The 13,997-nt window shown below is 69.8% G+C and carries 13 protein-coding genes and 3 pseudogenes; 11 read left to right on the forward strand and 5 right to left on the reverse strand.

Annotated features, from left to right (window positions below; all coding sequences use genetic code 11):
• Positions 1–115 precede the first annotated feature (115 nt).
• Positions 116–403 carry a hypothetical protein gene (locus ACZ6TD_RS46745; RefSeq protein ID WP_471348206.1) on the forward strand — a complete coding sequence of 96 codons (288 nt, stop codon included), beginning with the start codon at positions 116–118 and terminating at the stop codon, positions 401–403.
• Positions 404–599: 196 nt separating this feature from the next.
• Here ACZ6TD_RS46745 and ACZ6TD_RS46750 read toward each other — a convergent pair whose 3' ends face one another.
• Complete coding sequence (locus ACZ6TD_RS46750) at positions 600–1,103, reverse strand: hypothetical protein (RefSeq protein WP_471348208.1); 504 nt, start codon at positions 1,101–1,103, stop codon at positions 600–602.
• Positions 1,104–1,234: 131 nt separating this feature from the next.
• The gene (locus ACZ6TD_RS46755; protein WP_471348210.1) at positions 1,235–1,792 is read right to left on the reverse strand and encodes a TetR/AcrR family transcriptional regulator; all 558 of its coding nucleotides are present in this window, start codon (positions 1,790–1,792) and stop codon (positions 1,235–1,237) included.
• A 100-nt stretch (positions 1,793–1,892) separates the two neighbouring features.
• Here ACZ6TD_RS46755 and ACZ6TD_RS46760 point away from each other — a divergent pair, with 100 nt between their 5' ends.
• The 3 genes from ACZ6TD_RS46760 (at position 1,893) to ACZ6TD_RS46770 (ending at position 4,863) form a co-directional block, all read left to right on the forward strand.
• Positions 1,893–3,407 carry an MFS transporter gene (locus tag ACZ6TD_RS46760; RefSeq protein ID WP_471348212.1) on the forward strand — a complete coding sequence of 505 codons (1,515 nt, stop codon included), beginning with the start codon at positions 1,893–1,895 and terminating at the stop codon, positions 3,405–3,407.
• 68 nt (positions 3,408–3,475) lie between these two features.
• Positions 3,476–4,666 carry a cytochrome P450 gene (locus ACZ6TD_RS46765; RefSeq protein ID WP_471348214.1) on the forward strand — a complete coding sequence of 397 codons (1,191 nt, stop codon included), beginning with the start codon at positions 3,476–3,478 and terminating at the stop codon, positions 4,664–4,666.
• On the forward strand, positions 4,663–4,863 hold the full coding sequence (locus ACZ6TD_RS46770; protein ID WP_471348216.1) for a ferredoxin: 201 nt from the start codon (positions 4,663–4,665) through the stop codon (positions 4,861–4,863). The genes ACZ6TD_RS46765 and ACZ6TD_RS46770 overlap by 4 nt, the downstream gene beginning before the upstream one ends.
• A gap of 326 nt (positions 4,864–5,189) precedes the next feature.
• Here ACZ6TD_RS46770 and ACZ6TD_RS46775 read toward each other — a convergent pair whose 3' ends face one another.
• Positions 5,190–5,918 (reverse strand): hypothetical protein, encoded by a 729-nt coding sequence (locus tag ACZ6TD_RS46775; protein ID WP_471348218.1) that lies wholly within the window; start codon positions 5,916–5,918, stop codon positions 5,190–5,192.
• A 1,006-nt stretch (positions 5,919–6,924) separates the two neighbouring features.
• Between ACZ6TD_RS46775 and ACZ6TD_RS46780 the strand changes: the two genes are divergently transcribed.
• The 3 genes and pseudogenes from ACZ6TD_RS46780 (at position 6,925) to ACZ6TD_RS46790 (ending at position 9,241) form a co-directional block, all read left to right on the forward strand.
• Complete coding sequence (locus tag ACZ6TD_RS46780; RefSeq protein WP_471348221.1) at positions 6,925–7,629, forward strand: hypothetical protein; 705 nt, start codon at positions 6,925–6,927, stop codon at positions 7,627–7,629.
• Positions 7,629–8,324, forward strand: a pseudogene (locus ACZ6TD_RS46785) (IS5 family transposase); the annotation flags it as partial. The gene ACZ6TD_RS46780 and the pseudogene ACZ6TD_RS46785, both read left to right, overlap by 1 nt.
• Before the next feature lie 233 nt (positions 8,325–8,557).
• Entirely contained in the window at positions 8,558–9,241 is a 684-nt protein-coding gene (locus ACZ6TD_RS46790; protein ID WP_471358663.1) for a tyrosine-type recombinase/integrase, read from the forward strand.
• Here the strand turns inward: ACZ6TD_RS46790 and ACZ6TD_RS46795 are convergent.
• Positions 9,190–9,444 (reverse strand): annotated as a pseudogene (locus ACZ6TD_RS46795) (Ni/Fe hydrogenase subunit alpha); the annotation flags it as partial. The gene ACZ6TD_RS46790 and the pseudogene ACZ6TD_RS46795 overlap by 52 nt on opposite strands.
• A gap of 4 nt (positions 9,445–9,448) precedes the next feature.
• Here ACZ6TD_RS46795 and hypD point away from each other — a divergent pair.
• From hypD to ACZ6TD_RS46810, 3 genes and pseudogenes are all read left to right on the forward strand, one after another.
• Positions 9,449–10,009: pseudogene (gene hypD / locus ACZ6TD_RS46800) on the forward strand (hydrogenase formation protein HypD); the annotation flags it as partial.
• Between the two features lie 34 nt (positions 10,010–10,043).
• Positions 10,044–11,063: a hydrogenase expression/formation protein HypE gene (hypE, locus tag ACZ6TD_RS46805; RefSeq protein ID WP_471358666.1), complete on the forward strand. Its 1,020-nt coding sequence runs from the start codon at positions 10,044–10,046 to the stop codon at positions 11,061–11,063.
• A 93-nt stretch (positions 11,064–11,156) separates the two neighbouring features.
• A complete protein-coding gene (locus ACZ6TD_RS46810) occupies positions 11,157–11,822 on the forward strand; it encodes a CBS domain-containing protein (RefSeq protein ID WP_471348223.1) in 666 nt (221 codons plus the stop codon).
• 32 nt (positions 11,823–11,854) lie between these two features.
• On the opposite strand, the gene ACZ6TD_RS46815 is transcribed toward ACZ6TD_RS46810, so the two are convergent.
• Positions 11,855–13,093, reverse strand: a complete 1,239-nt coding sequence (locus tag ACZ6TD_RS46815) for an Acg family FMN-binding oxidoreductase (protein ID WP_471348226.1) — start codon at positions 13,091–13,093, stop codon at positions 11,855–11,857.
• Between the two features lie 213 nt (positions 13,094–13,306).
• Here ACZ6TD_RS46815 and ACZ6TD_RS46820 point away from each other — a divergent pair, with 213 nt between their 5' ends.
• Positions 13,307–13,981 carry a CBS domain-containing protein gene (locus ACZ6TD_RS46820; RefSeq protein WP_471348228.1) on the forward strand — a complete coding sequence of 225 codons (675 nt, stop codon included), beginning with the start codon at positions 13,307–13,309 and terminating at the stop codon, positions 13,979–13,981.
• The last annotated feature ends 16 nt before the right edge of the window (positions 13,982–13,997 follow it).

Raw genomic sequence — 13,997 nt, forward strand, 5'->3', positions numbered from 1 at the left:
GCAGGCGGACCTGATGGCTCGGCGTGTCAGGACGCAGTTCAAGGCCGCTGGGCACCACGACAGCCGTGGGCAACTTGGGCTGCCTCACGGGCCCGCTTCCGTCTACCTCCGCGCGATGGTGGCCGCGCCCGGCCCGCATGGCGGATCGACCAGCGGTTTCACGTGGCCGGAGCGGTACGTGAGCCGCCCGCCGGTGTCGATCCGCATCGGCCAGGGCGGTACGCGCGTGCTGTTCTGGAACCCGTACGCCGGCGGCTGGTCCTGCGACCTGGTCGACGCAGAGGACTGCATGCTCGACCAGGCCCACCGTCTCGTGTCCGGCGCGGTGGTGTCCCGGCTCGAGGACGTGGGGCCCGCAGCGATGTTCCAGGCCGAGCGGCGGCTCGACGACCTGCCGCTGTAGGCGGCGGAGACCCCAGTACCGGCAGGGACCCTGCTCAACGAGGCCCAGCACCGCGCGGTCGCCGGCGGTGATCTCCACCGAGGACGTCGCGCTCCGCCTGGCTGTGTACGCGGTGGCGGAGACGACGGCCGCCTGTACGTGACGGCATCGCCACGCATCCGGACGAGCCCCTGAGCTGCGGTTACTCCCCGCTCTCCTAGATGCCGCTGGCGTCGATCAGCCAGTAACGGCTTTGACGAACGGTGATGTTGGCAGGGTTGAGATCGACTACGCCAGCCCGTGGGTACGGATTGCGTGGCGTCGTGCCGCCGTTCGGCAGGTAGGACATCGCCAGGACTTCGACGCCGCGTCCGGCGTTGTACGTCGGGTCAGGCACGGCCCTCAACGTGGGGTTGCCGTAGTACCTGGGAAATTTCGGGCGGATATGGCTGACCAGCGGGCATGACGCAGCCAGCTCAAGTGGGTGGCGGCTGGTCAACCGCTCGGGGTGAACTGCCGAGTGATGCGGTTCCAGAGAATCCGGGGCACGCCCGCCCACAGGTTCGGCAGCTGCTGTTCGATGCGGATCTTCTGCCACACCGTCCATGCCGGGGTAGCCGTCGGAGTCGGGCAGGTATCCGGTTCGGACGGCAACCCGCCACGGTGCCCATTCCGGGTCCTCGACGAGGGTCGCGGCGATGTCACCCGGCAGCACCTGCAAGCCGGCGAACTGCGGCAGGACCCCGGATCCGCCGCTCCCGCTCGTGCAGCCAGTCCGAGGCTCCGGCCTCGGTCAGTGCGGCGAACCTGCGCAAGGCGGGATTCCGCACCGTGCGCCGCACAGAGTGGACATCAGGTGCCGCGCCTGTGCAGTCCGGCGAGCGCCGCGTCAAGGATCGGCTGTCGGTATTCCGGGGTTCCGGGGATCTTCGCGATGGCCACCACGAGGTCGAGGATCTGGTCGAGGTCAAGATCGCCGGCGATCTGGTGCGCGTCCTGGGCGGCGGAGAGCAACGGCTGGCCGGCTGCGAGCATCCGGCCCCGGCTTTGGAAGACGGGATCGGTTCTGTCGGTGTGCTCAAGCAGCCCGATGACGACCGGCCGCTTGGTGGTGACGTACTGAAAGAACCGGCGCAGCCAGGTCGTGAGCCGGTCCCTCGGGCTGTCACCCTCGACTGTCGCGGCGGCTGCGCAGACCTCATCGACCTCGTCGGTAAGTAGTGCCTCCAGGAGTTCGTGGCGGGTCGCGAAGTTGCGGTACAGGGTTGCCGGGCCGACCCCGGCTCTCCGGGCGATCTCGGCCATTGACGTCTCGGCTCCGGTGGCGGCGAAAGCGGTGCGTGCCGCTTCGAGGATCCGCTGGCGGTTGCGGGTGGCGTCGGCCCTTTTGGAGGGCGGATGGTCAGTCATTCGCGCGTCCTTGCATAAGTGGATAGGGTCTCCGTATAGTGATCTGGACACCCTCTCCGTTTCTATCGGAGACTCTATCGAATCCGTTCAGGGATCCGCCATGAGCACAGCGAACACTCCCGGGCCGACGGCGATGACCGGCCCATTACGTCCCGTTCATCGCCGGATGGTGCTGGCGATCTGCTGTCTCAGCGTGGGCGTGACCGGCATCGACCTCAGCATCGTCAACGTGGCGCTCCCGTCGGTAAGCAAGGACCTGCACGCCTCGGTCAGCGGCCTGCAGTGGACGGTCGACGCCTACTCCCTGGTCCTGGCCTGCCTGCTCGTGCTGTCCGGCTCCATGGCCGACCGCTTCGGCCGCAAGCGGATCTTCCAGCTCGGGCTGGCGCTGTTCTCCCTCAGCTCCCTCCTTTGCGGCCTGGCGCCCAGCGTCGGGTGGCTGATCGCCTTCCGTGGCCTGCAAGCGGTGGGCGGCTCGATGCTCAACCCGGTCGCGATGTCGATCATCGTCAGCGTGTTCACCGACCGCCGGGAACGGGCAAGAGCGCTCGGCATGTGGGGATCGGCGATCGGGATCACCATCGCGGCCGGGCCCGTGCTCGGCGGCCTGCTGGTCAGCGGCATCGACTGGCGATCGGTGTTCTGGGTCAATGTTCCGATCGGGATCGCCGCCATCCTGCTCACCCAGAGATTCATCCCCGAGTCCAAGGCCGCCCGGGGCCGCGCGTTCGACCCGCCCGGCCAGGCGCTGATCATCGTCCTGTTCGCGTCGATCATCGCCGCGACGATCGAGGGCCCCCGCCACGGATGGGCAGACCCCTGGATCGTCGGGCTGATCGTACTCGCCGTCCTGGCCCTCATCGGGATACTCATCGTCGAGCCCCGGCGATCCGAGCCACTGATCGACCTGCGGTTCTTCCGCAGCCCTCCGTTCTCCGGCGCGAACACGATCGCCGTCCTGATGTCGGCCGGTCTCGGCGGGTTCCTGTTCCTCAACACCCTCTACCTCCAGGACATCCGCCACTTCAGCCCCCTGCACGCCGGACTGATGATCATCCCGCTGGCCGTGGGCCAGGCCGTCGCCGCCAACCTCTCCGGGCGGCTTCTCGCTTCCCAGGGCGCCCGCCTCCCCCTCACGCTGGGCGGCGCGCTACTCGCTATCGGCGCCTTCCTTCTCGTCCCCCTGACCGCGCACACCGCGAGCGTCTACCTGCTGGCCGCCTACGCCATCTTCGGCCTCGGCGCGGGAATGTTCACCCCGCCGATCACCAACACCGCCGTCTCCGGACTGCCGCCCGACCAGGTCGGTGTCGCCGGCGCGCTCGCCGCCAGCGCCCGCCAGTTCGGCGCCTCCATCGGCGTCGCCGTCACCGGCTCGATCGTGGCCGGCACCGGCACCGGCACCGGCTTCATCAACTCAAGCCACGCTGCCTGGGCCATCCTCGGAGGTTGCGGACTCGTCGCGCTCGCGCTCGGCGTCATCTCCACCAGCGGTTGGGCCAAGGCCGCCGCCGCTCGCAACGGCCAGCGCCTCGCCACCGTACCGATCCCCGAATCGCAAGGCCACCCTCTGCCCAGCCCATCCGCAGACCCCACCGAAGCCAGGAACGAGTAACGCAGCTCCACTCACGACCGATGACGCTATTCCGCTTGGATTCGATCTTGAACGATAGAGGCTCCTCAATGACCGCTCCCGCCCTGCAGGCCACCCGCCGCTGCCCGTACGCGCCCCCGGAGCAGCACACCCGCATCCGGGACACCGATCCCGGGATCTCCCAAGTCACCCTGCCCAGCGGCCAGGTCGCCTGGGCCCTGAGCCGACTCGAGCACATCCGAGCCATGCTCACGGACCCACGGTTCAGCTCCGACCGCCGGAATCCGAACTTCCCCCGGTTCACCCGCGAGCGACCCGGCCGTCAACCACTCCTCCAGACGATGATCCAGTTGGACCCGCCCGAGCACGGCCCCGCACGCAAGGCCGTGGTCGGCGAGTTCACCGTGCGCCGCATGGCCGGCCTGCGCCCGCGCATCCAGGAGATCGTCGACGAGCAGATCGACGCGATGCTGGCCGGGCCGCGCCCCGCCGACCTCGTGCAGGCCCTCTCCCTGCCGGTGCCGTCCCTGGTCATCTGCGAGCAACTCGGCGTGCCCTACCACGATCACGACTTCTTCCAGACCCGCAGTGCGACCCTGCTCAGCCGCGCCCTCACGGCCGAGGACAGACAGCAGGCGCTCACGGGACTGCGCGACTACCTCAGGGATCTGATCGCCAAGAAGGCCGCCGAGCCGACCGACGACCTGCTGGGCCGCCAGCTCGCCCAGGGCAACGACCCCGAGGACGTCCTGTCGCTGGCCTTCCTGCTGCTGCTCGCCGGGCACGAGACCACCGCCAACATGATCTCGCTCGGCGTGGTGACGCTGCTGGAGCGCCCGGAGGAACTGGCGGCGCTGCGCGAGGACCCGGCGCGTACCCTGCCCGCGATCGAGGAGTTGCTGCGGGTCTACACCATCGCCGAGTTCGCCAACGCCCGCGTCGCCGTCGAGGACGTGGAGATCGGCGGCGTGACCATCCGGGCCGGCGACCCCGTCCTGGCGCTGAGCAACGCGGCGAACCACGACCCCTCGGCCTTCGACGAGGCGGACGAGATCAAGCTCGACCGGGGCGCCCGCAACCACGTCGCCTTCGGCTTCGGCATCCACCAGTGCCTCGGCCAGAACCTGGCCCGGATGGAGCTGCAGATCGTCTTCGACACGCTCTTCCGCCGGATTCCGACGCTGCGGCTGGCCACGTCAGCCGACAAGCTGCCCTACAAGGACGACGCCCTCATCTACGGCATCCACGAGGTACCCGTGGCGTGGGAGGAGCCGGCATGACCAAAGTCGTGGCGGATCTCGACCGGTGCGTCGGAGCGGGCCAGTGCGTCCTGACCGACCCCGAAGGGTTCGATCAGAGCGAGGAGGACGGCACGGTCGTCGTCCTCCAGGACACCCCGGCGGACGACGAGGCGCTGAAGCGGGCCCGGGTCGCCGTCGAGATCTGCCCGAGCCGGGCCCTGTCCCTAACGGAGTAGCCATCGGCGCGTCGCGCGATCGCGGTGGCTTTCGTTCGCTTTCGCCGGAAACGGCGATCACCATGCCCCGCGTCGCCACCGCGTCAGTGTGGAGACGCCGGCTCGCCCCGCCCCGGCCGGTCAACTGCCCCGGCTCGGGCTTGCAGGTCGGCCCCAGGGGCAAAGTAGCTGCGAGTGACGCTCAGGCCACGGCTCGCCCCTCTGTGATTCTCCACGGCCCGGAGTTGACCTGGTGTGACCACTCGGTCACCGACTGCCTTGCGTGACCGTACGTTTGGTGCCTGCCCGCCGGGATCGGATTGGATAAATGCCCAGCCGGTGACGGGCTATTGGTGGCGCCAGTGGTGGTGAACCTGCCGCACGTCTGCCTCGACTACGTCGCGGAGGTCGTCGTCGTCCGCGGGCACATCCAGGCCCAGCGCGTCGGCGACCTTGCGGTAGGACATCGTCATGTCCGGGTCTCCCGCGGCGACCAGGGACGACAGGAGTGCCTGGTCGGCGGGGGCGGCCTGGTCGACGAGGGTCAGGATCTGGACCCGGTCCGCGAGCGTCGTGCGAGGCAGCGCGGAGCCGAGTTGCTGCTCCAGCCGGGCCCAGCTGGTGGTGGTCTGCTCGCGGGCGGCCTTCTTCAGTGCCCCGCGGACGGCAGCGGCCGCGGACTCCAGGACGTGAGGTGCAAGCTCACGGCGTGCCTGGCGTTCGCCGGTCTGCTTCTTGGGCTGGGTGAGCTTCCGGGTCCAGGACCTGGCCTCTTGCCGCTCTGTGGTGGACAGCCAGTCGCCTGCGATCTGCACCGCAGCGGCCAGTTCCTCTATCAGGTTCCGCTGCTCATCAGCGGTGAGATGGAGCCGGAAACGCTGGTCGAGGCGTTGAAGAGCGCTCCTGGCCTGGAGCACTCCGGCACGGCGTTCGCGCCGCTCCATCCGTGCGGGGTTCGGCTTCTTCTCCTTCCTCGCCTCGTTCTTCTTCGTGGGCGCCTTGGGCGACCTGGCGCCTTCTTGCGGCTTGGCGCGCTTGCGCGTGGTGCGCGTCGGCGGGGGAGATGGCGTGAGCACGGTCCGGGTCCGACCCGGGGTCGGGGAGATGGTCCTGCTGGCGGAGGAAGGTGCGGGCCATGGTCAGGATGCGCTGTTCGGAAGAGCTGGCGCCGCGCCGGGTGAGTGTCGTGGCCGTCCGCATCTGGGAACGGACGTCGAAGGCCCGCTTCTCAGTGACTGCCTGGGCGAGGTCGGCGAAGACGCGCTGCTGGTAGGACCTCGTGGCCGGCCAGCCATGCCCGGGCCTCGCCCAGGGCCTCCTCTCTGCCGCGGCGCGGGCCGGTAGCGGAGCGGCGTTTTCTCAGGATCTCGGTGGCGGCCGGGGTGATCAGACCGTCGTCGGTCCAGGAGCAGTCAGCGAGCGGTACCCACTCGGTGGGGTGGGCCAGGCTCTGGGTGCCGATCCAGACCCGGCGGTCGGCGCCGTCGCTCTCGCACCGCACCCGGTACACGTACGGGCAGTTGGAGTGGGTCCTGGGGCATGCGCACCTAACCACCACCCAGATCTACGTCCCGGCCGGTCCAGAGGAGGTCGTCGAGGCAGTCCGCGAACGCCATGAGCGGCAGGCCCATCAGACCCGGGTACCGGCCGTCCCAGCTGCCGGGTACCGGACGGAGAGCCTCAATGATCTGTTCGGGAGGAGCGGATGAACGTCCGAGTCCGAGTTATGGCCGGATCAGCGCGGGCCCAGGCGCAGGACCGGCCGCGGGCCCCGCAAGCTGCGGGCGGCATGCTGCGGCAGGCGCAGGCCCGGTTCCCGGCTCGATCCGCCGGGACGCGATGGTCAACGACGTGCTCGTCCGCGGAGGAGGTGCTCGCGCTCTTGGACCGGCCGCCGTTCCAGGCGGAGAAGAAGCACACCCGATGGGCCCGTAAAAGCGGAGCCCGCGCGATCCTGGCCTGGCTGGACAGCTTCCCCGGCGAGAGCTGGCAGGAACGATGGGAGGCATCTCCGGCAGCCCAGTGCCCGCACCACTGGCTCCAGCAGGGCCACGCTTGGGTCAGCGCGACAGCCCAGGCGCGATGGACGACATACAGACCGGGCTGCTGATATTGGCCAGCGCCGACGTGATACGGCTCCCGCTGACGTGGCAGTTCGGCTACCGGACCACCCACCTGCGCCCAGTCGTCGAACAGGCACGTGACCCCGAGGGCTACGCGCGTCTGCGAGAGACTGTCGATCCGAAACGCTGGACGGCCGTTGGAGGACGCCGCGCCCGCCGGGCCCTGGCACGCATCATGCTCGCCAAAGGTGGAGACCTGGCGGACATCACCGCCGGTGACGCCATCCAGTTCTCCATCGAGCTTCGGAAGTCGGAGATAGACAACTCGGGTGGCACCCTCTTCTACTCGTGGCTCCGTGAGCTCGGCCATCTGCCGTCCGACGCACCAGCGACCCTGCGTTTCCTGGACCGGGTCACCGGCCAGCTCACCTGCGAGCAGCTCGTCGACCGCCACGGCGTGGCCTGCGCACCGATCCGCCGACTCCTGATCGACTACCTGGAAGAACGTCGACCGAAGCTCGACTACAGCACCTTGGACAACCTGGCCCGCGCCCTGACCCGGAACTTCTGGTCGGACCTGGAACGCCACCACCCCGGCATCGACTCCCTCGACCTGCCGCCCGGGGCCGCCAGTGCCTGGAAGGAACGCTTCCGCACCCGGAACCAGCGGCTTACAACTCCTGACGAAATGATCTTTGAGGTGGTTGGATCACTCCGGGACTGATGATCGGGGGGTGTGGGGTGGCACGGGCGAAACCATGGGACGTCGACGACGAGCTGTGGGTGGTGATCGAGCCGCTGCTGCCCAAGATCGAGCGTCGGACCCGGCATCCCGGGCGCAAGCGTCATCCGGACCGGCTGGTATTCCAGGGCATCCTGTTCATCCTGCACACCGGTGTCGCCTGGGAACACCTGCCGCAGGAACTCGGCTTCGGCTCGGGCATGACCTGCTGGCGCCGCCTGGCCGAGTGGACCGAAGCCGGCGTGTGGCCCTGGCTGCACGAGGTCCTCCTCGCCAAGCTCCGCAGCGCGAACGCCCTGGACTTCTCCCGGGCGGCCGTCGACGGCTCCCACGTCCGGGCGTTAAAGGGGGAGCCAAGACCGGACGAAGCCCCGTCGACCGGGGCAGGGTGGGCAGCAAGCATCACCTGGTCACCGACGCCACCGGCATTCCGCTCGCCGCGACCCTGACCGGCGGCAACCGCAACGACGTCACCCAGCTGATCCCACTCCTCCAGGCCGTGCCGTCGGTGCGGGGGGGAGCGCGGCCGGCCCAGGCGCCGCCCGGACGTGGTGCTGGCCGACCGCGGCTACGACCACGACAAGTACCGCCGCCTGGTCTGGGATCTCGGCGTGAAGCCGATGATCGCTCGCCGGGGCACCGAGCACGGCTCCGGCCTGGGCACCCAACGCTGGGTCAAGGGGTCGCAGGTTCAAATCCTGTCGTCCCGACGGTGCAGAGGGTCTTCGCAGGTCAACCCCTGTGAGGGCCCTCTTTTCGCGCTCCCGTTTCCCGTGTCGAGGTCGAGCACGGCGCTCACCGACCCCTTGACTCGGAGGGTTTCGCTCCATGTCGCTTCTGGACCTGGACAAGATCACCGCAGGGCTCCCCAAGACCTGGGATCGGGTTCCTGCGCGACTGGGACCGCTCCCTGCGGGCGGGCAACTACCCGGAGACCACCCGCTACAACTACCTCCTCGCCGCCGCCCAACTCGCCCGCTACCTGAACGAGAACGCCACGCCCGACCTCGAGACGGACGACGCGGCCGAGGACCCCGCCGAGGTCACCCGCGCCCACATCGAAGCATTCCAGGGCTGGATGATCGAGACGCGGTCGGCGTCGACAGCGCTGAACAAGCACAAGGGACTGCAGCAGTTCTTCAAGTGGCTGATGCTGGACGAGGAGGAGATCGACCGCTCCCCGATGGAACGCGTCCGCCAGCCCAAGACGGTCAAGAAGCTGATCCCGGTCATCCGGGACGACGACACCAAGAAGGTGCTGGCCACCTGCAAGGGCAAGACGTTCCTCCAACTGCGGGACGAGGCCATCATCCGCCTCTACTACAACACCGGCGCCCGCTTGTCCGAGGTCGGCAACCTCACCGTGGAGGACATCGACCTGGTCACTGACTCGGTGCACTACCAGGGCAAGGGCAGCCGCGACCGCCGCGTGCGGTTCGGCCCGAAAACGGCCCGGGCGGTGAGCCGGTATCTGCGGGCACGGGCGAAGCGCAAGGGCGCCGAGCTGCCGGATCTGTGGCTGGCCGATGACCTTGGCACTGAACGTGGCCGATCCGCTGATCGCCGGCCTTCGGCCGGGGCCGGCACGTGGTAGAAGCCGCCGACGCGGACGTTGATCGGGTGGATGGCGCGGCCGCCGAGCTGCTCCATGATGGCGTTGCCCGCTTGTTTGATCCGCAGGCCGCGTTCCACGGCCGCGCGGTGCTCGCGGGCGAGTTCGACGGCGCTGGGGTGGCCGAGGAAGTCGGGGGCGTGCAGCAGATGGATGTGCAGGGACTGGCTCTCGATCCATTCGCCGTAGGCGTTCCTCGCCGCCGGGCACGTGTGCAGCGTGATGGGCACCTTCGAGTACCCCGCCCTCGCCGATACCTACAAGGTGCCCATCGTGGTCACCGGATTCGAGCCGCTGGACATCCTGGAAGGCATCCGACGGGCGGTCCGCCAACTCGAACGGGGCGAACACCGCGTCGAGAACGCCTACCCACGCGCGGTGCGCCCACAGGGCAACCCGGTCGCCCTCGGCGTGCTGCGAGAGGTGTTCACCACCACCGATCGCGCCTGGCGCGGCATCGGCACCATCCCGGGCAGCGGCTGGCGCCTCTCGGACGCCTACCGCGACTACGACGCCGAGCACCGGTTCGAGGTCACCGGCCTGGCCACCGAGGAGCCCGCGGTGTGCCGCAGCGGAGAGGTGCTCCAGGGGCTGATCAAACCCCACGAGTGCGCGGCCTTCGGCACCGCCTGCACCCCGCGCACACCGCTGGGCGCGACCATGGTCTCCAGCGAGGGCGCGTGCGCCGCCTACTACCTGTACCGGCGTCTGGCCACGCCCCGCACGGAGGAGACGGCTTCCGTTGACTGACATCACCGCCGGCACCGTCGGCTGGTCCTGCCCGATGCCGCTGCGCGACCACCCGGTGGTGGTCATGGGCCACGGAGGGGGAGGAGCGCTCTCCGCGGAGCTCACCCGGCACCTCTTCCTCCCGGCCTACGGTGGCCAGACGCTGGGAGGACTCACCGACTCGGCCGCCGTCACGCTCGGCGGCGCCCGGCTGGCCTTCTCGACCGACTCCTACGTCGTCCGCCCGCTGTTCTTCCCCGGCGGGAGCATCGGAGATCTGGCGGTCAACGGCACCGTCAACGACCTGGCCATGAGCGGAGCCGTTCCCGCGTACCTGTCCTGCGCGTTCATCCTGGAGGAGGGCACCGAGCTGAGCACCGTCGGCCGGGTCGCCCAGTCGCTCGGCGCGGCCGCCCGCGCGGCGGACGTCACCGTGGTCACCGGCGACACCAAGGTGGTCGACTCCGGCCACGGCGACGGTGTGTACGTGAACACGGCGGGGATCGGGCTGATCCCCGCCGGTGTGGACATCCGCCCGCAGCGTGCCAGGCCCGGCGACGTGGTGATCGTCAGCGGACCGATCGGACAGCACGGCATCGCCATCCTCAGCGTCCGCGAAGGGCTGACCTTCGGCACCGAGGTGGTCAGTGACACCGCACCCCTGGCCGGACTGGTCCGGTCGATGCTCGCCGTCACCCCCGAGATCCACGTCCTGCGCGACCCTACGAGAGGCGTCCTGGCCGCCGCTCTCAACGAGATCGCGACGGCCTCGGACACCGGCGTCGTCCTGGACGAGGCGGCGGTGCCCGTTCCGGACGCGGTCGCCACCGCATGTGCCCTCCTCGGCCTGGACCCGATGTACGTGGCCAACGAGGGCCGCCTGGTCGCCTTCGTGCCCAGGACCCACGCCGACGCGGTCCTGGACGCGATGCGCGCGCACCCGAGGGGACGCGAGGCGGCCGTGATCGGCGAGTGCGTGGCCGAACACCCCGGCATGGTCGTCGCCCGCACCGGACTGGGCGGGACCCGGATCGTGGATCTGCCACTCGGCGAGCAACTGCCCCGGATCTGCTGAACGCCGCGGCCCTCGGGTGGCCGGGGGACACCGGCACGCCGGACACTGGAGGAAGAAGAGCCGCCGGAACGCCGCGCGGAGGGAGGTACCCCCGTGTCCGAGACTCCGCATATCGTGAGCGATGTGATGACCCGGACGGTGGTCGCCGTCGGGCGTGACGCGTCATTCAAGGAACTGGTGCAGACGCTGGGCCAGTGGCGGGTGAGTGCCATGCCGGTGTTGGAGGGCGAGGGCCGTGTCATCGGTGTCGTCTCCGAGGCGGATCTGCTGCCCAAGGAGGAGTTCCGGGACAGCGATCCGAACCGGTTCCAGCAGCTGCGGCGCCTACCCGACCTCGCGAAGGCGGGGGCGCTGACGGCGGAGGAGCTGATGAGCTCCCCGGCGGTGACCGTGCACCCGGACGCCACGCTGTCCGAGGCGGCCCGGATCATGGCCTTCAGAGGGGTCAAACGGCTCCCCGTGGTCGACGCCGAGGGCAAGCTGCAGGGAATCGTCAGCCGCGGCGATCTGTTGAAGGTCTTCCTGCGCTCGGACCAGGACATCGAGGAAGAGGTCCATCGCACGGTGGTGTCCTACCTCCTCCCCGGCAGCAGTGTCCACGTCCAGGTGCGGGAGGGAGTCGTCACGCTCGGCGGACAGATCCGCGACACCGCGCTGATCCCCGTGGCCGCGCGCCTCGCTCGGGCCGTGGAGGGGGTCGTGGACGTGGAATGCCACTTCCGGGGCGTCGGGCCGGAGGAGGCGGAGCGCCCGGCCTGAGGGCGGTTCCTCGAGGAGACGCGCGGCCGGAGCTACGGCTCGATGTCCAGCACGTCGTCGACCGGCCGCCTGGGGGTCTGTGTACCAGGAGGGCCGTACCCCAGCCGCAGCGCCATCTGCACATAGGCCATGCCCGACGTCGGATCGCGCAGCGGCCAGCGCAGGTCCTGCCATTCCAGGGCCTGCGTGACGAACGAGGCGGACAACCCCTCCAGCGTGGCCCGCAGCAGAACACGCTCCACCGCCTGGCCGGTGCGCAGCCAGTCCACCGGGCGGTCGCGGGAGGTGCTCAGCAACGCCAGGTGGGGAGAGGTCTCGAAGTCGGTGGTCGGGCGGCCGGGGATGGACTTGCCGCCCGCGAAGTCACGCATGGGGGCCTTGCCGATCCGGCGGCGGGGCCCGAAAGCGGACTCCGGAACCCCTTCGGTGGCCGATCGTGTGTCGTCCGCGCTGCGGGTGAAGCGGGCCAGGTCCGCGGCGGCGCCGGCGTCGGTGAGGTTACGGGCCTCGCCCTCCAGCACCAGGTCCAGGACGGACTGAAGATGCCAGCCGGAGACGAAGTCCAGCGCGACGTCCTCCCGGTGTGCGGCATCGACGAGCGAGGTGCGTACCGGCGTGGGGATCTGTGTCTCGGCGAAGGGGTACCGGCTGGTGTGCCGGGTGCGTACGGCGGGGTACAAGTCGGCCGGATCGGCCTCGTCGCCGAGCGGACCGGTCAGGGTCACCGACGCCAGCAGCATCGGGTCGCCGGGGTCGGGCAGCGGCCGAGTCTGCGCCCCCCAGCCCTCGTGCGCCACCGCGACCCGCAGGTTCATCAGGGCGGCGCCACAGCCGATGTGCAGCGCGCGGAGTTCGGGGTCGGAGTGCGGCAGAGCGCCCCGGAGATCCGCCCGCAGATGGAAGACACGCCTGCGCCGGAAGTACTGGAACCGCCAGGGCTGGGCGTTGTGCATCGACGGGGCGGCCGTGGCGTCCCGCACCAGCGCCATGACCACCGCTTCGGAGAGCGAACGAGCACCGCCGTGGGGCGCCGCGGAGCCGGGCTGCCGGGGCTCCTCCGGCTGCCCTTCGAGCCCGTGGCCGATGGGCTGAATGTGTGCGTCAGGACCGGGGAACACAAGGGTGACCTGGTCGGTGTCCGACCACCGCACGTCGTAGGGAGGTGTCCCGTCGGCATGGTGGATTCCGACGATCTCACCATCGCGTTTGGTGGCACCCGTGGTGGGGCTTTCGACAATCAGTTGGTCGCCGACATGCGCACGCATCGACATCCCGCCTTTCCTCCTCACATCCACTGTGTCACCGCAGGTGAACGGTGTCCTGGGGGCGGAAAGCCCTGGATCGAGGGGTCGGACGGCCCCATCTGGGCCGTGTGGCCGTCAGGGGGAGCCAAGAGGCTCATCCGGTGGCGGGGACGAGCTGGCAGGCTCGACAAGGGAACACCGGCCGACGCACGCGAGTGAGTCTGCGAGAGGAGCCGGAACATGCACCACAGAACGGTCGGAGACCTCATGACGCGCCCGGTGGTCCAGGCGCACCGGGACATGCCGTTCAAGGAACTCGTAGGGCTGCTCGCGGAGTACGAAGTCACCGCCGTGCCGGTCGTGGACGGTGCGGGACGCCCCATCGGCGTGGTGTCCGAAGGTGATCTGCTGCGCAAGTCCTCCGGCCAGGCGGCCCCCTCCGGCCTTCTGCCGGTCCCGCACCTGGAGGCGTGGGAGCGCGCGAAAGCGGAGGGGGCGAGGGCGGAGGAGCTGATGTCGGCGCCCGCCGTGTGCGCGCGTCCGGAGTGGACGGTCGTCGAGGCGGCCCGCGTGATGTCGGAGCGGAACATCAAGCGGCTTCCCGTGGTGGACGAGACCGGCGAACTGCTCGGCATCATCAGCCGTGGCGACCTGCTGCGGGTCTTCCTGCGCCACGACGACGCGATCCGCGACGAGATCGAAAGGGATCTGCTGCGCCGGACCCTGCGGCTGGCGCCCTCGGCCGTGACGGTCGACGTGACCGAGGGCGAGGTCACGCTGGACGGATCGGTCGAGGCCAGGAGCCTGATCCCGGTCGTCGTGCGGCTGTGCCGGGGCGTGGACGGGGTCGTCTCGGTCACCGAGCACATCGCCTACGGCACCGATGACACCGGCGGCTCCACCCTGGCCGCGTAGAACCGGGGAATCCGGC

The sequence above is a fragment of the Streptomyces yongxingensis genome, from assembly GCF_055597465.1.